The 21,222-nt window shown below is 70.6% G+C and carries 19 protein-coding genes; 4 read left to right on the top strand and 15 right to left on the bottom strand.

What is annotated here, in order from left to right:
- Nucleotides 1-32 precede the first annotated feature (32 nt).
- From LXM50_RS08995 to LXM50_RS08980, 4 genes are all read right to left on the bottom strand, one after another.
- Entirely contained in the window at nucleotides 33-1,715 is a 1,683-nt protein-coding gene (locus LXM50_RS08995) for a glycoside hydrolase family 13 protein (protein WP_233310979.1), read from the bottom strand.
- 114 nt (nucleotides 1,716-1,829) lie between these two features.
- On the bottom strand, nucleotides 1,830-2,717 hold the full coding sequence (locus LXM50_RS08990; protein ID WP_233310978.1) for a carbohydrate ABC transporter permease: 888 nt from the start codon (nucleotides 2,715-2,717) through the stop codon (nucleotides 1,830-1,832).
- A complete protein-coding gene (locus LXM50_RS08985; RefSeq protein ID WP_233310977.1) occupies nucleotides 2,717-3,628 on the bottom strand; it encodes a carbohydrate ABC transporter permease in 912 nt (303 codons plus the stop codon). The genes LXM50_RS08990 and LXM50_RS08985 overlap by 1 nt, the downstream gene beginning before the upstream one ends.
- A complete protein-coding gene (locus LXM50_RS08980; protein WP_374107819.1) occupies nucleotides 3,625-4,935 on the bottom strand; it encodes an extracellular solute-binding protein in 1,311 nt (436 codons plus the stop codon). The genes LXM50_RS08985 and LXM50_RS08980 overlap by 4 nt, the downstream gene beginning before the upstream one ends.
- Nucleotides 4,936-5,083: 148 nt before the next feature.
- Here LXM50_RS08980 and LXM50_RS08975 point away from each other — a divergent pair, with 148 nt between their 5' ends.
- Nucleotides 5,084-6,382 carry an ROK family protein gene (locus LXM50_RS08975; protein ID WP_233310975.1) on the top strand — a complete coding sequence of 433 codons (1,299 nt, stop codon included), beginning with the start codon at nucleotides 5,084-5,086 and terminating at the stop codon, nucleotides 6,380-6,382.
- A gap of 169 nt (nucleotides 6,383-6,551) precedes the next feature.
- Here the strand turns inward: LXM50_RS08975 and LXM50_RS08970 are convergent, their stop codons facing one another.
- The 4 genes from LXM50_RS08970 to LXM50_RS08955 form a co-directional block, all read right to left on the bottom strand.
- On the bottom strand, nucleotides 6,552-7,895 hold the full coding sequence (locus LXM50_RS08970; RefSeq protein WP_233310974.1) for a dihydrolipoamide acetyltransferase family protein: 1,344 nt from the start codon (nucleotides 7,893-7,895) through the stop codon (nucleotides 6,552-6,554).
- Nucleotides 7,896-7,934: 39 nt separating this feature from the next.
- Nucleotides 7,935-8,936 carry an alpha-ketoacid dehydrogenase subunit beta gene (locus LXM50_RS08965; protein ID WP_233310973.1) on the bottom strand — a complete coding sequence of 334 codons (1,002 nt, stop codon included), beginning with the start codon at nucleotides 8,934-8,936 and terminating at the stop codon, nucleotides 7,935-7,937.
- A complete protein-coding gene (locus LXM50_RS08960) occupies nucleotides 8,933-10,060 on the bottom strand; it encodes a thiamine pyrophosphate-dependent dehydrogenase E1 component subunit alpha (protein WP_233310972.1) in 1,128 nt (375 codons plus the stop codon). The genes LXM50_RS08965 and LXM50_RS08960 overlap by 4 nt, the downstream gene beginning before the upstream one ends.
- A gap of 241 nt (nucleotides 10,061-10,301) precedes the next feature.
- Nucleotides 10,302-11,372 (bottom strand): histidinol-phosphate transaminase, encoded by a 1,071-nt coding sequence (locus tag LXM50_RS08955; protein WP_233310971.1) that lies wholly within the window; start codon nucleotides 11,370-11,372, stop codon nucleotides 10,302-10,304.
- Nucleotides 11,373-11,531: 159 nt separating this feature from the next.
- Here LXM50_RS08955 and LXM50_RS08950 point away from each other — a divergent pair, with 159 nt between their 5' ends.
- Complete coding sequence (locus LXM50_RS08950) at nucleotides 11,532-11,936, top strand: phage holin family protein (protein ID WP_233310970.1); 405 nt, start codon at nucleotides 11,532-11,534, stop codon at nucleotides 11,934-11,936.
- A 45-nt stretch (nucleotides 11,937-11,981) separates the two neighbouring features.
- Here the strand turns inward: LXM50_RS08950 and LXM50_RS08945 are convergent, their stop codons facing one another.
- Both LXM50_RS08945 and LXM50_RS08940 read right to left on the bottom strand, forming a co-directional pair.
- Complete coding sequence (locus LXM50_RS08945; RefSeq protein ID WP_233310969.1) at nucleotides 11,982-13,487, bottom strand: hypothetical protein; 1,506 nt, start codon at nucleotides 13,485-13,487, stop codon at nucleotides 11,982-11,984.
- On the bottom strand, nucleotides 13,484-13,729 hold the full coding sequence (locus tag LXM50_RS08940) for a hypothetical protein (RefSeq protein WP_233310968.1): 246 nt from the start codon (nucleotides 13,727-13,729) through the stop codon (nucleotides 13,484-13,486). The genes LXM50_RS08945 and LXM50_RS08940 overlap by 4 nt, the downstream gene beginning before the upstream one ends.
- A gap of 186 nt (nucleotides 13,730-13,915) precedes the next feature.
- Between LXM50_RS08940 and LXM50_RS08935 the strand changes: the two genes are divergently transcribed.
- Together LXM50_RS08935 and purB are read left to right on the top strand one after the other, a co-directional pair.
- Nucleotides 13,916-14,419: a low molecular weight protein-tyrosine-phosphatase gene (locus tag LXM50_RS08935; RefSeq protein ID WP_233310967.1), complete on the top strand. Its 504-nt coding sequence runs from the start codon at nucleotides 13,916-13,918 to the stop codon at nucleotides 14,417-14,419.
- Nucleotides 14,420-14,460: 41 nt separating this feature from the next.
- A complete protein-coding gene (gene purB / locus LXM50_RS08930) occupies nucleotides 14,461-15,837 on the top strand; it encodes an adenylosuccinate lyase (RefSeq protein WP_233310966.1) in 1,377 nt (458 codons plus the stop codon).
- Between the two features lie 183 nt (nucleotides 15,838-16,020).
- Here the strand turns inward: purB and LXM50_RS08925 are convergent, their stop codons facing one another.
- The 5 genes from LXM50_RS08925 to manA form a co-directional block, all read right to left on the bottom strand.
- A complete protein-coding gene (locus tag LXM50_RS08925; protein ID WP_233310965.1) occupies nucleotides 16,021-17,475 on the bottom strand; it encodes an MFS transporter in 1,455 nt (484 codons plus the stop codon).
- A 48-nt stretch (nucleotides 17,476-17,523) separates the two neighbouring features.
- Complete coding sequence (locus LXM50_RS08920; RefSeq protein ID WP_233310964.1) at nucleotides 17,524-17,928, bottom strand: hypothetical protein; 405 nt, start codon at nucleotides 17,926-17,928, stop codon at nucleotides 17,524-17,526.
- Entirely contained in the window at nucleotides 17,925-18,593 is a 669-nt protein-coding gene (locus tag LXM50_RS08915) for an acyl-CoA synthetase (protein WP_233310963.1), read from the bottom strand. The genes LXM50_RS08920 and LXM50_RS08915 overlap by 4 nt, the downstream gene beginning before the upstream one ends.
- Before the next feature lie 130 nt (nucleotides 18,594-18,723).
- Nucleotides 18,724-19,710, bottom strand: a complete 987-nt coding sequence (locus LXM50_RS18710; protein ID WP_233310962.1) for a DMT family transporter — start codon at nucleotides 19,708-19,710, stop codon at nucleotides 18,724-18,726.
- Between the two features lie 227 nt (nucleotides 19,711-19,937).
- Complete coding sequence (gene manA, locus LXM50_RS08905) at nucleotides 19,938-21,110, bottom strand: mannose-6-phosphate isomerase, class I (RefSeq protein ID WP_233310961.1); 1,173 nt, start codon at nucleotides 21,108-21,110, stop codon at nucleotides 19,938-19,940.
- Between the last annotated feature and the right edge of the window lie 112 nt (nucleotides 21,111-21,222).

Raw genomic sequence — 21,222 nt, 5'->3', positions numbered from 1 at the left:
CTCGCGCCACATCCGGTCGCGCCGGGATCCGCTCAGCCCCGCAGCCAGACCGTGCTCTCACCCGGGATCGCGCCGTCGACGAGCGCCCCGAGCACCACATCGCCGGAGTCCGCACCGAGCGCGAACGGCTCGGTGCCGAAGTTGGTCACGACCTGCCAGCCGTTGGGCCGCACGAAGCGCAGCACGTCGTCGCGGCCGGTCTCGATCCACTCCAGCGTCTCGCCGGTCTGCAGCTCGTGGCGCAGCGCGAGGGCGCGGCGATACGTGTTGAGCGAGGAGGCCGGATCCGCATCCTCCGTCTCGACGGCGTAGCCCGCGAACCAGGCCGGCTGCGGGATGTGCGCGCCGGCGGCGCCGAAGCCGAACGACGACCCGGTGCCGGCCCAGGGCAGCGGCACGCGGCAGCCGTCGCGGCCCAGTCCGTCCCGGTCGGGGTCGGCGCCGCGGAAGAACGCCGGATCCTGCCGGTCCTCGGCCTTGATGTCGGCGACCTCGTGCAGGCCGAGCTCCTCGCCCTGGTACAGGTAGGTGCTGCCGGGCAGGCCGAGCAGGAACAGCGTCGCGGCGAGCGCGCGACGTCCACCCCGCTCCAGGTCGACCTGATCGGCGGGGCCGCCGGCGAGGATCCAGGCGGACCCCTGCTTGACCGCGCGGCCGTTCAGCGGCTCGAGGCCGTAGCGGGTGGCGTGCCGCACCACGTCGTGGTTGGAGAGCACCCAGGTGGAACTGGATCCGGTCGCCTCGCTCTGCGCGAGGTTGTCGGTCACGATGTGCCGGAACTGCGCGGCGTCGAAGTCGGCCTCGAGCAGGTCGAAGTTGAACGCCTGGCCGAGGCCCTCCGGGGAGGCGTACTTCGCCCGCCGCTCGGCGGTGGCGACCCAGGCCTCGGCGACCGCGATGCGCGGCGGGTCGTACTCGTCGAACACCTGCCGCCACTCGCGGTAGATGTCGTGCACGGCGTCGCGGTCCCACATCGGGTGCTGCCCGCCCGTGGTGTCCATCGCGTCGAGCTCGGCCTGGCTCGGCAGCACTTCCGGGAGGTCCTTGCTGAGTCCGTGCGCGACATCGATGCGGAAGCCGTCGACGCCCCGGTCCGACCAGAACCGCATGGTCTCCAGGAACTCGGCGTGCACGTCGGGGTTGTCCCAGTTGAAGTCCGGCTGCTCGCGCGCGAAGAAGTGGAAGTACCACTGGCCGTCGCCGACCGCCTCCCACCCCGCGCCGCCGAAGACGCTCGTCCAGTCCGCGGGCGGAAGCTCGCCGTTCTCCCCCAGCCCGTCGCGGAAGATGTAGCGATCGCGCTCAGGCGAACCCTTGGGCGCGGCGAGCGCGGCCTGGAACAGCGCGTGCCGGTCGGAGGAGTGGTTCGGCACGATGTCGACGATCACCTTGATGCCGCGGCCGTGCAGGGCGGCGATCATCTCGTCGAAGTCGGCCAATGTGCCCAGCCGCGGATCGACGTCCCGGTAGTCGGCGACGTCATAGCCGCCGTCGGCGAGCTCGGAGGGATAGAACGGGCTCAGCCACACCGCGTCGACGCCCAGGCCGGCGAGGTAGTCGGCCTTGTCCACGACGCCGCGGATGTCGCCCAGGCCGTCGCCGTCCGAATCGGAGAAGCTGCGCGGATAGACCTGGTAGACGACGGCCTGGCGCCACCAGGCGGCGTCGGCGGATCCGGTCACGGGGGTGTCGGTCGCGAGGACTGCATCGGTCATGAAGAGAGACTCCTTCAGTGTTGCGGTTTTTGCGCGGGCACATGCCGGCCCGGCAGACGAGGCAGGCTCCGAAAGCGATCGGCCGTTCGATCGCCCCCGGAGCCGGCCGGTCGATCAGCCTTTGACGGCGCCCTGGGTCACGCCCTCCATCACCCAGCGCTGGGTGAACAGGTAGGCGACGATCGCGGGAGCCATCGCCATCAGGTACGAGGCGAAGGCGACGTTGTAGTTGCTGCTGAACTGGTTCTGGAACAGGTTCTGTCGCACGGGCAGTGTCTGCAAGGCCGGATCCGAGATGATCAGCGACGGCATCATGAAGTCGTTCCAGGCGTACAGGAACGCGAAGATGCCGACTGTGGCGCTCATCGGGCCGAGCAGCGGGAAGATGATCCGCCAGAAGGTCTGCCAGGTGCTCGCGCCGTCGATCCGGGCGCTCTCCTCGAGCTCGAGCGGGATCGACCGCAGGAACGCGGTGAACAGCAGCACGCTGAAGCTGAGCTGGAACATCGTGGCGAGCAGGATCACCCCGAACGGGTTGTCCAGGTGGGTGAGCCCGGTGAGCTGGATCTGCGGCAGCGCGACGACCGGGAACGGGATGAACATCGCCGCGAGCAGATAGAAGAACGAGTACCGGAACAGCCGGTGGTCCCAGTTGCGCACGATCGCGTACGACGCGAACGCGGCCAGCACCACGGTCAGGAACACGGTGCCCGCGGTGACGAGCAGCGAGACCCCGGCGCCGACCGGGAACTTCGTGAGATCCCAGGCCTGCGTGAAGCCGTCGAGGCTGAACGGGGCCGGCAGCGAGAACGCGTTGCCGTCGACCGCCTGCTTCGAGGTCTTGAACGCCATCGAGATCGTGACGTAGAGCGGGATCAGCACCGTGACCGTGCACAGGATCAGGATGATCGTCCCCGACCAATTGACCCGCTCCATCCTGATGCGGGGCTTGCGCCCGCCCAGGGCGATGGCCTGGGTCGTGAGGAGGTTCTGGGTGGACATCAGAGTGCGTTCCTTCCGCGCGTCACAGACAGCTGCAGCAGCGAGATCAGGATCGCCACGATGAAGAAGATCGTCGCGTTGGCCATCTGGTAGGCGTAGTCGCCGCCGTTGAAGCCGGCGATGATCGTCATGGCGACGCTGCGGGTCGCGGTGCCGGGGCCGCCGTCGGTGAGGCCCTTGATGATGTCGTACGCGTTCAGGAAGCCCTTGAACCCGAGCACGATGTTGATCACGAAGTACCCGGCCACGAGCGGCACCGTGATCCGGGTGAGCTGCTGGGACCTGTTCGCTCCGTCGATGCTCGCCGCCTCGTACACCTCCCCCGGAATCGAGAGCAGGCCCGCGATGTAGATGAGCAGCGTGCCGGGGATCGCCTGCCAGGCGGTCACGATCACGATGCCGACCCACGCCAGATCCGGATTCGCGAGGATGCTCGTGGAAAGCCACGGGATCCCCGTCGCCGACCCGAGCGCGGGGATCGAGTTCGAGAACAGGAAGTTGAACACGTAGGCGATGATGATGCCCGAGATCACCATCGGGATCACGAAGATCGCACGCAGACCGGTCTTGAACCGGATGCGCGAGACGAGCCCGACGGCCAGGAGGAAGGCGAGCACGTTCACCACGATCACGGTCGCGATCGAGAAACCGAACGTGAACAGGTAGCTCTGCAGGATGGCCGGGTCGCTGAACGCGGCGATGTAATTGGTGAACCCGTTGAAGTTCCAGGTGCCGATCCCGATGGAGTCGGTGAAGCTGAAGAAGATGCCCATGACGGCCGGCACGGTGATCGCCAGCGTGAACAGCACCAGGGTCGGCAGCAGGAACAGGTAGTAGATCGGCTCGATCCGGCGGCTGCTGCGCCGGATCCTCCGGTCACCGCCCGTCACGATGGTCGTCGTGGCGCTCATTTCTCGCTGCCCTTCGTGTCGCTCGGGAGCTTCGGGGCGAGGAAGGCGGCGCGCGCCCAGTCCGCGTCCATCGTGCTCAGGGTGCCCTTGACGCTGCCCCCGAGGGCGATCGCCTGGACGTAGTTGAAGACCGGGATCGTCTTCGGCACGAGCACCGAGGCCCCCTGATAGACGGCGCCCTTGTCGTAGTACGGGATCATCCCCGCGATCCGCGGATCGGTCGGCATCGTGGCGTCGGTGGTCGGCGCGAAGCCGAGCTGCGAGGCGTTGTAGGCGTCGATCACCGAGGGCTGATAGAGGTAGGCGAGGAAGTCGCGTGCGGCCTTCTGGTGCCGCGATCCGGTCGGGATCATCGCCGCGAGATCCATGTTCACGCGCACCTTGAGGTCGCTCGGATCGTTGGTCATCGGCAGCGGGAAGGTCCCCAGCTGCAGGTCCGGCGAGGTCTTGGCGATCTCGCCGAAGGCCCAGGGCCCCTGCAGGTACATGGCGCCCTGCCCCTTCGCGAAGGCGAGATTGCCGTCCACGTACGCCTGACTGCCGGCATTGGGCTGGGTGTAGTCCTTGATGAGCTGCGTCATCTTCTCGACCGGCTTCGCGAAGTCCTTCGAGAAGGACGTCTGCGAGGCCGGACCGACGCTCGTGCCCTCGGCGTTCATCTTCGCGAAGAAGTCCACCACCGGCACCTCGCCGCCGACCGCGTAGTCGTACCAGCCCTGACCGATGGTCCAGTTGTCCTTGAACGTGCCGTAGAACGGGGTGACCCCGGCCGCCTTGAGGGTGTCGCTCGCGGCGATCAGCTCATCCCAGGTCTTCGGGATCTGGATGCCGTACTTCGCGAAGATCTCCTTGTTGTAGATCACCGAGGCGGCCATCACCGAGTACGGCAGCACGGTGGTCTTGCCGGGGCAGGTGCCGTACTGGTCCAGCAGCGGCTGCAGATCGGTGCGGATCCGCCCCGCCTCGGCCGTGTCGGAGAGGTCGGTCAACGCGCAGCGCTGCACGAACCGTGCGACCTCGAAGTTGTAGTTCGCCAGCATCAGGTCCGGCGGGTTGCCGCGCACGAAGCTCGCGGAGACCACGTCGACGCCGGACGTGTCGATGACGACGTTCACCTTGTTCTGCGAGGCGTTGTAGTCCTTCACGACCTTCGTCATGAAGTCGATCGCCTCGCGCTTGCTGAAGGTGAAGCGCACCGTCTCACGGCCGTCGGCGGGGGCGCAGCCCGCGAGGGCTCCCCCGACCACGGCGAGCGCGGCGACGGCAGCGAGCGCCCTCGCGATCCGCGTTCTCTTCCCAGACACCATCGTCCTCGTCCCTTCCGGCGGATCCGACGCTCCCGCGGCGTGACGCCGGCGGTAACGCGGATCTTTGTTCCGGAGATTAGATTTTGTGTCCGAATTAAGTCGGACGAGGGATACTCTGACAGAGGTCCACCCGAGAGGTCAAGCACGAATGCCGAGATCCACCGCGCCTGACACGGCGCCCGCCGCCCCTGGCGCGGCCGCCGCGGGCGCCGCCGTCGTGGGGTCCACCGTCGCGCCCGCTGAGGTTCCGGCCTCGACGCCCGGCAGCCGGCCGAGCCTCGGCCAGGTGCTGGACTTCGCCTGGGGCCGCGGCCCGTTCACCGCCACGGAGGCGATGGCCGGGGCCTCGCTCACGCGCTCGACCACGATCGACGCGATCGACACCCTCGTCGAGGCAGGCGTCGTCCAGGAGCTGCCCAATGCCCGCGACGCCGGCGAGTACTCGGCCGGCCGCCCCGCGCGGCGGTTCGAGCTGCCTGCCGACCTCGGCGCGGTGATCGCGCTGGACGCGGGCGACACGCACCTCGGTGTGACCGTGACCGACCTGGCACGCACCCCGCTCGCGCGCGTGCGCGCCGATCTGGATCCGCAACACACCGTGGGGCAGCGGCGGGCCGCGATCCTGAAGCACCTCGACGCGGCCCTGACCACGAGCGGCGTGCCCCGCGATCGCGTCCTCGCGCTGTGCGCAGGGGTCGCGGCTCCTGTGGCGCGGAACGGGTCGTCGCCTCCACACCCCGACGGGTTCTGGGAGCGCACCAACCCCGGCCTCGCCGAGCTGCTGGCGGGGTGGGCGCCCGTGGTCGAGATCAAGAACGACGCCGTGCTCGCGGCCGCGGCCGAAGGCGACCTGGGCGAGGCCGTGGGCTGCCGCGACTACATCGCGCTCATCGCGGGCGAGCGGTTCGGCGCCGGCGCCGTGGTGGACGGGCACATCCTGCACGGGGCGCACGGCGGCGTGGGCGAGATGGTGCTGTTCGACCACGTGCGCGGGGTGGACTCGGCGGACGGCCTCGGACCCACGATCACGCGCATCGCCGGAGAGCTGCTGGCCTCCGGCGAGGCGAGCGCCGACGGAGCGCTGGCGCACCTCGCCCCAGAAGGGCTCAAGGCCGACCGCGTGCTCGCCCTCGCCGCTGCCGGAGATGCGGACGCGGCGCTCGTCGTGCGCGACGCCGGAGCCTTCCTCGCCCGGGTCGTCGCCGTGCTCGGCAGCACCTACGACCCCGAGCGCGTGATCGTCTGCGGCGCGATCGCGGAAGCCATCGAACCCGTGCTCGATGCCGCGCGCGACGTGCTGCGCCCGCTGCTGGACCTGCCGGCGCCTGCGATCCTGCGCTCGCGCCTCGGCGCCGACATCGTGCTCGCCGGCGCCGTCTCGACGGCGCTCGCGTCGGCGAGGACCGTGGGCCTGCCGCGGCTCGTGGCGCAGCGCTTGAAGGGCTGAGCGCGGCCCCGTCCACCTCCCCCGGGGACGTTGAGCGAGCCCCGAGCGCAGCGAGGAGTGGGACGAAACGCGGTGCCCTCGCAAGAGCACCGCGTTTCGTCTCCGTCGCCTCCGGCGTCGTCGCTCAACGACCCCGTTCGGGGACAACCCGAAGAGGCCGGATCCGGTCTCAGTCGACGAGCAGCGCGGGCTCCTCGAGCACGGCGGCGACGTCGGCGATGAAGCGGCTCATGCCGTCGCCGTCCACGACGCGGTGGTCGAAGGATCCGGCCACGGTCGTCACCCAGCGCGGGCGCACCTCGCCGTCGACGACCCACGGCTTCTGGCTGATCGTGCCCATGGCCACGATGCCGGCCTCGCCGGGGTTGATGATCGGGGTGCCCGCGTCCATCCCGAACACGCCGATGTTGGTGATCGTGATGGTGCCGCCCTGCTGGTCGGCGGGCGTGGACTTGCCCTCGCGCGCGGTCGTGGTGAGCCGGTTCAGGGCACGGGCGAGATCCTTCATGCCCATCTCCTGCGCGTCCTTGATGTTCGGCACGAGGAGGCCCCGCGGGGTGGCCGCGGCGATGCCGAGGTTCACGTAGTGACGGACGGCGATCTCGGCGCCGTCGGCGGTGTCGATCCACGCGGCGTTGACCATGGGGGTGCGGCGCACGGCCCAGATCACGGCGCGGGCGACGATGAGCAGCGGCGACACCTTGATGTCGGCGAAGTCGGGCGAGGCCTTGAGGCGCTTGACGAGCTCCATGGTGCGGGTCGCGTCGACCTCCTTCCACACGGTCACATGCGGGGCGGAGTAGGCGCTCTGCACCATCGCCGAGGAGGTCGCCTTGCGCACGCCCTTGACCGGGATCGACTCGGTGCGGCTCTCGTCGGCGCCGGCGCGCGCGGGCGAGATGCCGCGGGCAAGGCCCACCGGTGCCGGCTGCGGCGCAGGCACGGTCTCCTCGCGCACGTCGCCCCACTCCGGGGTCTGAATGTTGCGGAACACGCTGGCCTGCTCGGCGTGCTTCATGACGTCGTCGCGGGTGACCTCGCCGTCGCCGCCCGAGGGCGCGACCTGGGTGAGGTCGACGCCGAGATCGCGCGCGAGCTTGCGGATCGGAGGCTTCGCGATCACGCCGACGCTCGAACGCACCGGTCGCTCGGCGGGGCGACGGCGGCGCGAGGTCGCCTCCGCACCGGAACCGTAGCCGACGAGCACGGATCCGGATCCCTCCTCGACGGCGGGAGCCGCAGGTACCGCAGCCGGGGCCGCCGGCTCGGCTGCCGACGTCACGAAGGTGATGATCGGAGTGCCGACGTCGACCGTCTTGCCCTCGGGCACGAGCAGCTCGCCGACCGTGCCGGCATGCGGCGAGGGCAGCTCGACGAGCGACTTGGCGGTCTCGATCTCGCAGATCACGTCGTTGACCGCCACGGCGTCGCCCGGCGCGACCCGCCACGTGACGATCTCGGCCTCGGTCAGGCCCTCGCCGACGTCCGGGAGGGTGAAGGTCTGGGTGCTCATGGTCGGGATCCTTTCACCGATCGGGGGTGGAAGCGCGAATCAGTACGCGAGAGACCGGTCGACGGCCTCGAGGATCCGGTCCGGATCCGGCAGGTAGGTGCTCTCGAGCTTCGCGGGCGGGAACGGGGTGTCGTAGCCCGACACCCGCAGCACCGGCGCCTCGAGGGCGTAGAACGCGCGCTCCATGACGGTCGCGGCGATCTCGCTGCCGAGGCTCACGAAGCCGGGCGCCTCCTGCGCGTAGACCATGCGGCCGGTGGAGCGCACCGAGTCGAGGATGGGGCCGTAGTCCACCGGCGACAGCGAACGCAGGTCGACGACCTCGCAGCTCGTGCCCTCGGCCTCGGCGAGCGCCGCAGCCTGCAGCAGCGTCGACACCATGGCACCGTGCCCGACCAGGGTCACATCGGATCCACGACGCACGACCCGCGACGCGTGCAGCGGCAAGGCCGGGGCGGACAGGTCGACCTCACCCTTGGGCCAGTACCGGCTCTTCGGCTCGAGGAAGATCACGGGATCGTTCGACGCGATCGCCTCCTGGATCATCCAGTACGCGTCGTTCGGGGTGGACGGCGAGACCACGCGCAGGCCCGGGGTGTGCGCGAAGTAGGTCTCCGGGCTCTCCTGGTGATGCTCGACCGCGCCGATGTGCCCGCCGTAGGGGATCCGGATCACGATCGGCATCGAGACCCTGCCCTCGTGCCGGGCCGTGATCTTCGCGAGCTGCGTGGTGATCTGGTCGAAGGCGGGGAAGACGAAGCCGTCGAACTGGATCTCGATGACGGGTCGGAACCCGCCCATGGCGAGGCCGATCGCGGTGCCGACGATGCCCGACTCGGCGAGCGGGGTGTCCAGCACCCGCTGCGGGCCGAAGTCGCGCTGCAGGTGCTCGGTCACGCGGAACACGCCGCCGAGCGCACCGATGTCCTCGCCCATGAGGAGCACGCGCGGGTCGTCCTCCATGGCCTTGCGCAGACCCGCGTTCAAGGCCTTGCTGAAGGGCATCGTCTCGATGCCTGCGGTCGTCGTGACGGTGCTCATCGGTTGTCCTCCTGGAACGAGGCCTCGTACTGCGCCTGCCACGCCTTCTGCTCCGCCATGAGCGGGTGCGGGTCGCTGTACACGTTGTCGAAGATCGCCTCGGCCGTCGGCGCGCCGAGCTCGAGGGTGCGCACGCGCAGGTCCTCGGCGGCGTCCGCCGCCTCGGACTCGACGTCGGCGAAGAAGGATCCGGCGGCTCCCCGATGCTCCAGGTAGGCGCGCAGGCGGGCGATCGGGTCGCGCAGCGCCCACTCCTGCTCCTCGTCACTGCCGCGGTACTTCGTGGGGTCGTCGCTCGTGGTGTGCGCGCCCATGCGGTACGTGACGGCCTCGATCGCTCGAGGGCCCTGGCCCGTGCGGGCCTCGTCGAGTGCGCGGCGGGTGACGGCCCAGCTCGCGAGCACGTCGTTGCCGTCGACACGGACCGACTCGATGCCGTAGCCGGTGCCGCGCTGCACGAGCGGCACCCGGGACTGGGTCGTGACGGGGACCGAGATCGCCCAGTGGTTGTTCTGCAGGAAGAACACCTCGGGGGTCTGGTAACTCGCCGCGAAGACCATCGCCTCGTGCACGTCGCCCTGGCTGGACGCGCCGTCGCCGTAGTAGACCATGACGGCCTGGTCGCGATCGACGTCACCGGATCCGCACTTGCCGTCGAAGACGAGCCCCATCGCGAGGCCCGTCGCGTGCAGGGTCTGCGAGCCGAGCACGAGCGTGTAGATGCGGGTGTTGCCGTTGCGCGGATCCGTCGGGTCCCAGCCGCCGTTCGAGGTGCCGCGCATGAGCTTGATGATGTCGACCGGATCCACGCCGCGGATGCGGGTGACGGCGTGCTCGCGGTAGGAGGGGAAGATCGTGTCCTGCGGGCGGGCGGCGCGGGCGGATCCGACCTGGGCGGCCTCCTGCCCCCGGCTCGGCGGCCACAGGGCGAGCTGGCCCTGGCGCTGCAGGTTCGTGGCCTGGGTGTCGATCGCGCGGATCGCGACCATGTCCCGGTAGAACTGCTCGAGCTCGCCGTCGGGCAGGGCCTCGATGAGGGGCAGATACTCCTCCGCGGCAGGGTTCGGAGCGAAGCGGCCGTCGGCATCGAGGACGCGGACGGTGGGGATATCGGCGTCAGTCACCTTGTCTACGGTAACCGAGCTTTCCGGCTTCGCAGTGGAGGGTGCGCACAAACGATCCCGAGGCCTGTGTGACGATCCCCACGGACGCATGCGGGCCCGCGGATATCCAGGTGTCCCACGTATTAATGCCAGGTCCCCCTAGCTTTTTACGTGGAAGGCCTTGCATCGATCGCCGCGCTGTCAGGCACCCGGTTCGGGCCTACCGCATATCCGCGCACCGGGCCCGGGCCCGGTAGCCGGATCAGGCGCGCTGGGCGGCGGCCACGGCGAGCACACGCGGCAGCGACTCGGCCTCGCCGACCGAGATGCGGATCCCGTCGCCCGGGAACGCGCGCACGATCAGGCCCGCCTCCTCGAACGCCGCGGCGACGTCTGCCGTCGCCTCGCCGGTGGGCAGCCAGACGAAGTTGCCCTGGGCGTCCGGCACGTCCCAGCCCTGCGCACGCAGGCCATCGACGAGCTCGGCGCGACGCTCGACGATCACCGCGACCCGAGCGCGCAGCTCGTCCTCGGCGTCGAGGCTCGCGATCGCGGCGCGCTCGGCGGCGGCGGTGACCGACAGCGGGATCGCGGTCGTGCGGGCCGCGTCCAGCACGCGCGGGTGCCCGATGGCGTAGCCGACACGGAGGCCTGCGAGCCCGTACGCCTTGGAGAAGGTGCGCAGCACGACGACGTTCGGGTGGGCCTCGAAGATGCGCTCGGCCAGGCCGTCGACGGCGTCGGGCGCGGTGACGAACTCGGCGTAGGCCTCGTCGAGCACGATCAGCACGTCCTGCGGCACCTTCGCCACGAACGCCGCGAACTCCTCGCTGGTCACGATCGGACCGGTGGGGTTGTTCGGCGTGCACACGATCACCACGCGGGTGCGCTCCGTGATCGCAGCGGCCATGGCGTCGAGGTCGTGGCGGGCATCGGCCGTGAGCGGCACCTGCACCCCGGTCGCCCCGGCCACCAGCGGCAGCCCGGGATACGCCTCGAAGGACCGCCACGCGTAGACGACCTCGTCGCCCACGGTCGCCGCGGCCAGCACGAGCTGGTACAGGATCGCGACGCTGCCCGAGGCCACGTGCACGGCATCGGGCGCGACGCCGTAACGCTCGCCGAGACGCGCGCGCAGCGCGCCCGCGGTCGCGTCGGGATAGCGGTTCATCGGCGTCGCATCGGAGAGGGCGGCGAGCACCGAGGGCAGTGGCTCGAAGGGGTTCTCGTTGCTGGAGAGCTTGAACGCGTCGGCGCCCGCCTGCTTGCCCTGGCGGTACGGCGGAAGGGCCGCGATCTCTTCACGGATGCGGGGCAGGATCTCATCGCTCACGCGTCGAGTCTAGATCCGGCGTCTTCCCGGCGTGGAGGCGCGAAGACGTCCGGCGGGACTGCGCGCGCTCACGGCCTCCCGACGGGCTCGGCGACCGGCAGGATCCGGATCCGATCATGCCCCGGGCGGATCCCGGGTTCGGATGCGAGAATCGGCGACATGAGGTTTCTCATCCGCGTCGTCGTGAACGCCTTCGCCATCTGGGTCGTGAGCCTGATCGCCATCCTGGAGGTCACGGTCACCCCCTACCCGCCGGGCGGGATGGTCCCCCTGCTGGTCACACTGCTCGCGATCGGCGCCGTGTTCGCGATCGTGAACACGATCGTCGGCACCGTGGTCAAGATCGTGGCAATCCCGCTGTACATCCTGACCCTCGGGCTGATCTCGCTCGTGATCAACGGGTTCCTGCTCTGGCTCACGGCATGGATCACGGGCTTCTGGGGCTGGGGTCTGACGCTCGGCGGCTTCGGCTGGACGATCGTCGCGGCCCTGCTCATCGCCATCATCAACGCGGTCTTCAACGCGATCCTGCGCCCGCAGCGCCAGCGCGATCGCGACCGCTGACCCGTCGTCCGACGCTCCGTCGCTCGCTGCGACACCCACGCGGATTCATTCCGATCCGGGGATGCGCGTCGCCGTGAAGTCGGTGGACTCCGTCAGCGCCGCGCCCTCGTAGACGGAGAAGTGCGCGCGGACCCCGCCCATCCGCGGATCCCCCGACTGCTCGGCCAGGCGCACCGTCTCCTGGTATTCGGAGAGCTGATGCGCCGGCATGGTCGCGTCGATCCCGTGGCCCGGCGCGGCGGTGCGTGTGATGACCAGCCCCTGCGACGACCCCAGTCCGTCGGGCCGACCGCCCCCCGCGAGCCCGGCGACCGGATCGTCGGTGTGACGGACCGCGACGTGGCCCACCTCCGCGGGCAGTGCGGGCTCCGTCGGCGATCCGACCGTGTAGACGCCCTGCACATCGAAGTTCCCGGACTGCGCCACGAGATCGACGTTCATGCCGCCCTGCGAGTATCCGACGAGATCGACCGGCGTCGTCTCGTCGGCACCCGCAGCGCGCAGCGCCGCGACCGTCGCCTTGTAGGAGTCCGATTCCTTCCGCTCGACGTACGCCTGGACGTTCGAGTCCATGTCCCACGGCTCCGAGGCGGGCTGTCCGGGGCGGGTGCCGTCGACATACGCGACGAACCGCGGGGAGCCGTCGGCGAGCGTGTACCTCTCGACGCGCACCTGGGGCGCCTGGCCGTACGGAATGCGGGCGACGGCATCGCTCAGGGTGGCCGGCGCCGACGGAACCGGGAGCGCACCCGAGGTCGCCCCGGCCGTCCCGGAACCGCTCGATACCGATCCGGGGGTGCGCGTGCGGCTGAGCAGCAGGTCGCCCGGGCGAGGATCCACGGCGCCTCTCCCCGGCGCGCCCGGGCCGGACGCCCCGTCGACCACCACGACCCCGGGCGTCGGGGTCAGCGGTGAGCGTGATGTCTGTCCGAACCTCGGCGCCACCAGCATCAGCAGAAGCAACGCCCCCTGGGCGATCTCGCCCTCGCCCACTCCCGCGTTCAGCAGGGCGAGGCGCAGGGCCGGGGTCAGCGTGGACGCGATGTCCCACGCCGCCCCGCTGGCCTCGGAGAGCGGGGCACCCGGCACTGGCGTGAAGCCCTCATACGCACCCGCGGCCCAGGTCTTCAGCAGCTCGCGCTGCATCTCCCCCAGGCGCGGATTCCGCCCGAGGATCGCCTCGATCCGATGCAGCGATCGCTTCACGAGCTCGGGATCCGTCACGCCGGACATCTCGCGCTGAGCACGGAGCTCCGCGATCTCGAAGATGTCGGCCATCGTGGCGGTGCCGCTCGCGATCTCGTCCAGCACCTCCCCGACCTCATCCAGCCGGTTCGCCACCGTCCACACCGGCGTGGTCGCGACGTACCGCGATCCCGGCGGCAGGGACGAGGACTGCAGGATCGCCGGGATCTCGAGCAGCTCCTCCCTGGCGACCTGCACGGCGGCGGCATCGGCGCGGATGCGGCCCGCCATGGCACGCAAGTCGTCCGGGTCCACGGCGACGATCCCGCCGTGCGTGATCTCCACCTCGCTTCCCACGAGCGTCACCCCACCCTCAGCGCGGACTCGACCGTCACCAGCTGGTCGAGCGCGCCGACCAGCTCGCCCTGCTGTGCGGCGCATCGCTCGAGCATCAGCTCGACCGCACGCGCCCGCCACGCGCAGTCGACCGGGAGAGCGCGCAGGTCGGCGAGAGCGCGGTCGAGCCGCTCACGCGCGCGATCGCAGCGCAGCAGCGCCTCGGCGAGCATCCAGGATCCTTCGGCGGTCGTGGGAGCGATGGCGAACATGACGCCGACCCTGCCGGGCGCGCACCGCCTGCGGGGCGGGTTTCGCGCGACCCGTGCAGATCCCGCGTATATCCGGCACTGTGGAGGACGACCCTTGCTCGGCCGCGCTGCTCCGCCGGCCGTGATGCAGCGCCCCTGCGCCGCCCGGCCTCTCCGCCGCGCGACGCGGTGCGGCACAATGGAGCCATGACCGAGTCGGACCCGTTCCGCGTGATCTTCGTGTGCACGGGCAATATCTGCCGGTCCCCCATGGCGGAGGTCGTGTTCCGCGACATCGCGGCGAAGCAGGGACTCGGCGACCGGATCGTGTCGACGAGCGCCGGAACCGGCGACTGGCACGTGGGCGAGCAGGCCGACAGTCGCACGATCGAATCCCTGGCCCGCCGCGGCTACGACGGATCGAAGCATCGCGCTCGCCAGTTCACCTACGACTCGTTCGCCGAGAACGATCTCGTCGTCGCCCTGGACCGCACGCATGAGCGGATCCTGAAGCAGTGGGCGCGCGACGAGTCGGAGGAGGGCAAGGTGACCCTGCTGCTCTCGTTCGAGCACAATCCGACCGTGCTGGACGTACCGGATCCCTACTACGCCGACGCCCGGGTGTTCGACGAGGTGCTCGGTATGATCGAGAGAGCGAGCCACGGCCTCTTCGGCCAGCTCGAACCCGCCATCCGACCGCCGCGTCCGTGACACCGGCGGCCCGGATCCACGACTCTTCCCGGAGGACCCCCGTGACCGCCTCGCTTCCCGTCCAGCCCCTCAGCCCGCTCGACGGCCGCTACCGCGCCGCGGTCGCCCCGCTCGCCGACTACCTCTCCGAGGCGGGGCTCAACCGCGCCCGCGTCGAGGTCGAGGTGGAGTGGCTGATCGCCCTGACCGACCGCGCGCTGTTCGGCACCGCCCCGCTGGCCGACGCCGACAAGGAGCGCCTGCGCGGCCTCTACCGCGACTTCGGCCAGGCCGAGATCGACTGGCTCGCCGAGAAGGAGGCGGTCACCCGCCACGACGTGAAGGCCGTGGAGTACCTCGTCCGCGACCGCCTGTCGGCACTCGGGCTGGACGCGATCGCCGAGCTCACGCACTTCGCCTGCACGAGCGAGGACATCAACTCCGCCTCCTACGCGCTCACCGTGAAGCGCGCGGTCGAGCGGGTGTGGCTGCCCGCTCTGCAGGACGTGATCGCCAAGCTCCGCGAGCTCGCGATCGAGCACGCCGACGCCGCGATGCTGTCCCGCACGCACGGCCAGCCGGCCACCCCCTCGACCATGGGCAAGGAGCTGGCGGTGTTCGCCTGGCGTCTGGAGCGCGTGGTGAAGCGGATCGAGGGCTCCGAGTACCTGGCCAAGTTCTCCGGCGCGACCGGCACCTGGTCGGCGCACCTGAGCGCCGAGCCCGACGTCGACTGGCCCATGATCGCCCGCGAGTACATCGAGGGCCTCGGCATCGACTTCAACATCCTCACCACCCAGATCGAGTCGCACGACTGGCAGGTCGAGCTGTACGACCACGTCCGTCACGCGGGCGGGATCCTGCACAACCTCGCCACCGACATCTGGACCTACATCTCGCTCGGCTACTTCGCGCAGATCCCCGTCGCCGGCGCGACCGGATCCTCGACCATGCCGCACAAGATCAACCCGATCCGCTTCGAGAACGCCGAGGCGAATCTGGAGCTGGCAGGCAGCCTGCTGAACTCCCTGTCGCAGACCCTGGTCACCAGCCGCATGCAGCGCGACCTCACCGACTCGACCACGCAGCGCAACATCGGCGTCGCCTTCGGGCACTCGCTGCTCGCGCTGGACAACCTGCGCCGCGGCCTCAACGAGATCTCGCTCTCCCGCGATGTGCTGCTCGAGGACCTCGACCACAACTGGGAGGTGCTCGCCGAGGCCATCCAGACCGTGATCCGCGCGGAGGTCGTCGCCGGCCGCTCCACGATCCAGGATCCGTACGCGCTGCTCAAGGAGCTCACCCGCGGTCACCGCGTGGGTGCCGCGGACCTCGCCGAGTTCGTGCAGGGCCTGGAGATCGGCGACGCCGCCAAGCAGCGCCTGCTCGCGCTGACCCCGGCCACGTACATCGGGCTCGCGGAGACGCTCGCCCGCTGACCCGGGAGCGAACAGCCGCGAAGGAGCTTCCCCCTCGCCCTCGGGGTCGTTGAGCGAGCAGCGACGAAGGAGCAGCGAGACGAAACGGCGTGCTCGCGCAAGAGCACCGCGTTTCGTCTCGGTCGCGCTTCGCGCGTCCTCGCTCAACGGCCCCGGAGGGGGCACTCCTGCGGGAACGGACGCTCAGGCCTCCGCGGGCTCGGGAGCGGGCATCGTGGCGGGGGCGCCGGAGTGCTCGCCGGCGCGGTCCTTCGGCATCGCGAGGATCGCCACCAGCATGAGCGCCGCGGTCACGGCGGCCGCGATGAACACCCAGGTCGAGGCGTGCACGACGGTCGCGGGATCCTCGGATCCGCCGCCGGAGGCGATGATCGCATTCGAGATCGCGCCGAACACCGCCACACCGACGGCGCTGCCGGCCGAGCGGGCGAACGTGTTCATGCCGGTCACCGCGCCGCGCTCTCCCCAGCCGACCGAGGCCTGCGCGACGATGAGGGTGGGCGCGGCGGTCCAGCCCAGGCCGAAGCCGATCACGAAGGCGACCGCGGCGAGCGTGTAGGCGTTCGGATAGGGCCCGATCAGCGCCAGTCCGATCGCGCCGAGCGTGGCGATCGACGCCCCGATCAGCGCCGTGAAGCGGAACCCGTGCCGCAGGTACAGCCGCCCCGCGTTCGCGGCGGAGAGCGGCCAGCCCAGGGTCATCGCGGCCACGGCGAGCCCCGACAGCAGCGGCACGACCCCGATCGAGCCCTCCAGGTACGCGGGTGCGAAGCTGGTGACGCCGGTCAGCAGCGCACCGATCGCGAGCGACGCGATCGTCGTGGTGAGGATGAGCCGGCGCGAGATCAGCCGCAGATCGATGATCGGCTCGGCCGCACGTCGCTCCACGAACGCGAACACCGCCAGCGCCAGCGCTCCGCCGGCGAAGCAGACCAGGCTCGGCACCGACAGCCAGGCCCAGGCGTTGCCGCCCTCGAGCACGCCCAGGATGATGCCGGTCAGGCCGATCGTGAGCAGGACAGCGCCCAGGTAGTCGATGCGGTGCCGGCGGCGTTCGGCCTGCTCATGGAAGTGTCGCATCAGCATCCACGCCGCGAGGAGGCACAGCGGCACGTTGATGAAGAAGATCAGCCGCCAGACGTCGAGCTGCGCGAACAGCCCGCCCAGCGCCGGACCCACGACCGAGGAGATCGCCCAGACGCTGGCGATGTATCCCTGCACGACCGCCCGCTCGGAGACCGTGTAGATGTCGCCGACGATGGTCATGGCCATGGGTCCGACGGCGCCGGCGCCGAGGCCCTGCACCAGCCGGAACAGGATGAGCGAGGTCATGCTCCATGCCAGACCGCACAGGACGGATCCGAGCAGGAACAGCGCGATCCCGACCATGAGGATCGGTTTGCGCCCCACGGTGTCGGCGAGCTTGGAGTAGATCGGCACGCTCACCGCCTGCGCCAGCAGATAGATCGAGAACAGCCACGGGAACTGCTGATAGCTGCCGAGGTCCTGCACCACGCTCGGCACCGCCGTGGCGAGGATCGTCGCATCCATCGCGATCAGGCCTGTGGCCAGCATGAGGGAGAGCAGCACCGGACCGCGCTCAGAGCGGAAACCCACGGCCGCGCGATCGATCGTCATGCTCACCTTGAGGTCAAGGCGTTCCGGATCCGGGCTATTCCCGGTGGCCTACGCCTTCGGCGCGTCGCCCTCGGCGGATCCGGCCGCGTCGTCGGAGTCGGAAGCGTCGGCTGCGTCGGGGGCTGCCGTCCCGGGCGCCGCTGTCGCGTCATCGACCGTGTCGTAGAGCACGGGGCGGTCGTGCGGCTTGGTGAAGTCCGCCGGGTCGACCGCGAGGATCAGGATCGAGAGGATCAGCAGGCTCGCGATGAAGATCCCGCCGGTCACGATGAAGGCGAGGTTCCACGGCGGGATCGCGCCGTAGGTGCCGTTCTCCACCGCGCGCATCACCTTGTCCGTGAACGCGCCTGTCGCGATCACGGTCACGATGCCGGCGAAGAGTCCGCACAGCAACGACAGGCCGACCAGCTGCAACGGTCGGAACAGATCCCTGCGCCTGGTCTTCTCGGTCATGCGGATCCTTCGTTCTCGGCCGGCGCCGTGCCGGCGGTGTCGATGCCCGAACCGTTGGTGCGGGAGCGGGGGCTGAGCCCCGCGATGCCGAGGAACACGGCGACGATGGCGGCGTACGCGCCGAAGATCCCGACGGCCAGGGTGATCCCGGTCAGCGTGAACGAGCCGGCCTCGGCGATGGAGTAGTTGAGCGCATAGGTCGTCGGCACGCAGAGGAGCCCGACCGCGAGGGCGAGGCCGAGGGCTCCGACCAGAATTGCATCGCGGGCCCCGTCGGCGACGACGGCGGGCGCGGTCCCGGCGCGGGCCTGGCGACGGGCACGGAGCCCGGCGATGAGCTCGACGAGTCCGCCGAGCGCGCCCCAGGCGATCACGACGACGAAGAACAGCGGCGTGGTGCGCCAGGCGGGGATGCTCCCGGCCATGCCGGTGAGGATCGAGATCGCCGCGAGCAGCACGTACGGCCAGCGCCACCCGGCAGGCGCAACCAGCCAGGCGGCGAGCATGTGGATCAACGCGGTGACGAGCGCGAAACCGCTGAACACCGAGAGCCCGACGATCGCGGAGTGGTTCGCCGAGAAGGTGATCATGAGGGCCGCGACCGCGGCGAAGGCGGCGCGTGCGAGCTGCACGTGGCGCAGCTGGAACGTGCGGGTGGCGGGCATGACGGATCCTCGGGTCCCTGTGCTTCGAGCCCTTCGCGCGGCCTCAGGGACCAGGCCTCAGCAACCGCTTCGACGGGTTCTACGGCCGCCCCGGTGGACGGGCGGACCCTGCCAGTCTACGCGCGGGATCCTAGGCGCCCGCTCGGGAGGTGAGCTCCGGCGCATCCGGATCCGGATCATCCGCGTGCGCACCAGGATCCTCGGCGGCGCGTGCGTTGTCGGCCCCTGGGGCTCTCGAAGGGCGGCGCGGTTGCAGTTCGCTGAGCAGCGTGCCGGCGATGATGAGGGCCGCGCCGAGGATCGCGAGCGGCGGGATCCTCTCCCCCGCGATGCGTCCGACCACGCCCGCCCACACCGGCTCCCCCGTGTAGATGATGGTGGCGCGGGTTGCGGAGACCGAGCGCTGCGCCCAGTTCATGGTGAGCTGGATGAGCCCGCTCGCGACGCCCATGCCGAGACCCGCGAACAGCCAGACCGGGTCGAAGGCGGGGATCGCCTCACCGACGGCGGGCATGGTCGCGAAGCCCAGCAGCGAGGCGGTGAGCAGCTGCACGACGGTGAGCCGGCCCACGTCGAACCGTCCGCCGAAGAGGCTGATCAGGATGATCTCCCCCGCGATCGGCAGGGTGCTGATCAGCGTGAGGATCTCGCCCTCGCCGAGGTGGATGCCGCGGGATCCGATGCCCGCCACCAGCAGCAGACCGACGAACGCGAGGCCTGCCCCGACCAGGGTCAGCGCCCGCGGGGGCTTGCGCAGCACCAGCCACTGCAGCAGCGGGACGAGAGGCACGTAGAACGCCGTCATGAACGCGCTGGTGCTGGAGTCGATCGTCTGCAGGCCGGCGGTCTGCAGACCGTAGCCGCCGTAGATCGCGGCGCCGATCGCCGCGCCGGCCCCGAGCTCGCGCCAGGTCATGCCGCGCAGCGAACGCCAGAAGATCAGCGCAGCGAACACCCCCGCCGCGAGGAACCGGAACCCGACGAAGAACCACGGCCCGGAATGCTCCATCGCGGTGTGCACGACGAGGAACGTGCCGCCCCAGATGACGGTGATGCCGACGAGGGCCCACTCCTGCCGGCTGAGCCCGAACACGCGACGAGGAGCGGGCTGGTTCACGGCACTACGCTACGGGATCCGGCGCCACCGGGGGCCGGGCGGCGGCGCCCCGCGACCCCCGAGAAGCCGTTCCCCCTGGCGGCGAGACCGAAACGACGTCCCGAGACCGACGATCGCATCGTCGGTCTCGGGACAGAGGTTCGGTCTCGCGGTCAGCGCGGCGACCAGGGCACCAGCGCGGCGACCGGGGCGCCAGTGCGGCGCCACGACCCCGCCGGGGGGTCGACTCAGCCGGCGGCGGATTCCGCGGTGGCGATCCAGAGCCGGCCGGATCCGGTCACCTGCACGTCCGCCGCGCGGCTCACGAACACGGAGGCGGCGCGCGGCGCCTCCGCCGTCGCGTCGCCGGCCGACAGTGCGAAGGATCCGTCCGTGGTGATCGCGATGGACGGACCGGCGAGCGCGATCGTGGCGGCGCCGGTGACCGCGAGCAGCTCGAACGGCACATCGGCGCCGGACGCGTGGATGCGCGGCCGGTAGCTGCGCACGTTCTCGGCGATCTCGACCGGGACGAGGTGGTCGTCGTCCGACGCGGCGAAGGTCAGCACGCGCTGGAGCTCGGCGGTGTCGATGTGCTTAGGGGTGAGTCCGCCGCGCAGCACGTTGTCGCTCGCCCCCATGAGCTCCACGCCCGCGCCGCCGAGGTAGGCGTGGATGTTGCCCGCGGGCAGCCACAGCGCCTCCCCCGCGGCGAGGGTCACGTGGTTCAGCATCAGGGCGACCGCGATACCGGCATCACCGGGGTAGGCCTCGGCGAGGCGGGTGATCAGCTCGAAGCGCTCGTCACCGGAGGCGGCTGCGACGAGCGCGGCGACGGCGAGCTCCACGCCCGTGCCGCCGGCCAGCAGCCAGGAGAATCCGGCGCGCAGCCCGTCCGGCCCGGCCAGCTCCTCGCGCCAGGGAGCGAGCGCATCGGATCCGGCCCGGGCGGCGAGCGCATCCACGTCGGCGAGGATCGCGGCAGGGTGCCGGAAGCCGCAGAGCGCATCGAAGCCGTCCTCCAGCGCGACGATGAACTCGGGCTTCGCGTAGGGGTCCTTGTAGTTGCGGTGCGCGGCGGTGAGGGGGATGCCCCGGCTGTTCTCATCGGCGAACCCGGCCTCGGCCTGGGCCGGGGTGGGGTGCGCCTGCAGCGACAGGGGCGCGCCCGAGACGAGGATTTTGAGCAGGAACGGCAGGCGGGAGCCGCTCGCCTGCTCCCAGTCCAGCAGCGTCGCCCAGGGCTCTCCGCCGACTGTGCGGGCCGGGGATCCGGGATGCGCGCCGAGCCACAGCTCCGCCTCCGGGCCGCCGGTGCCCGCGGTCCCGAGCACGCCCGCGACCCCGTCCACCCGCCCCCAGGCGTAGTCGCGCGGCACGTTGCCGATCGGGACGAACAGGGGCTCGGGGGAAGCGCTCATCTCGCCAGCGTAGCGAGGATCCGCCCTCTCCTTTCGGAGCGCGATGTTTGCTCCGAAAGGACCCGCGAAGCAGCAGACATCGCTCCTCGAAACTGTCATCGGGTGTCCGGAA

The organism is Microbacterium sp. Au-Mic1, assembly GCF_021341785.1.
Taxonomy (GTDB): domain Bacteria; phylum Actinomycetota; class Actinomycetes; order Actinomycetales; family Microbacteriaceae; genus Microbacterium.
This window is presented reverse-complemented; position numbering and strand designations above follow the sequence as displayed.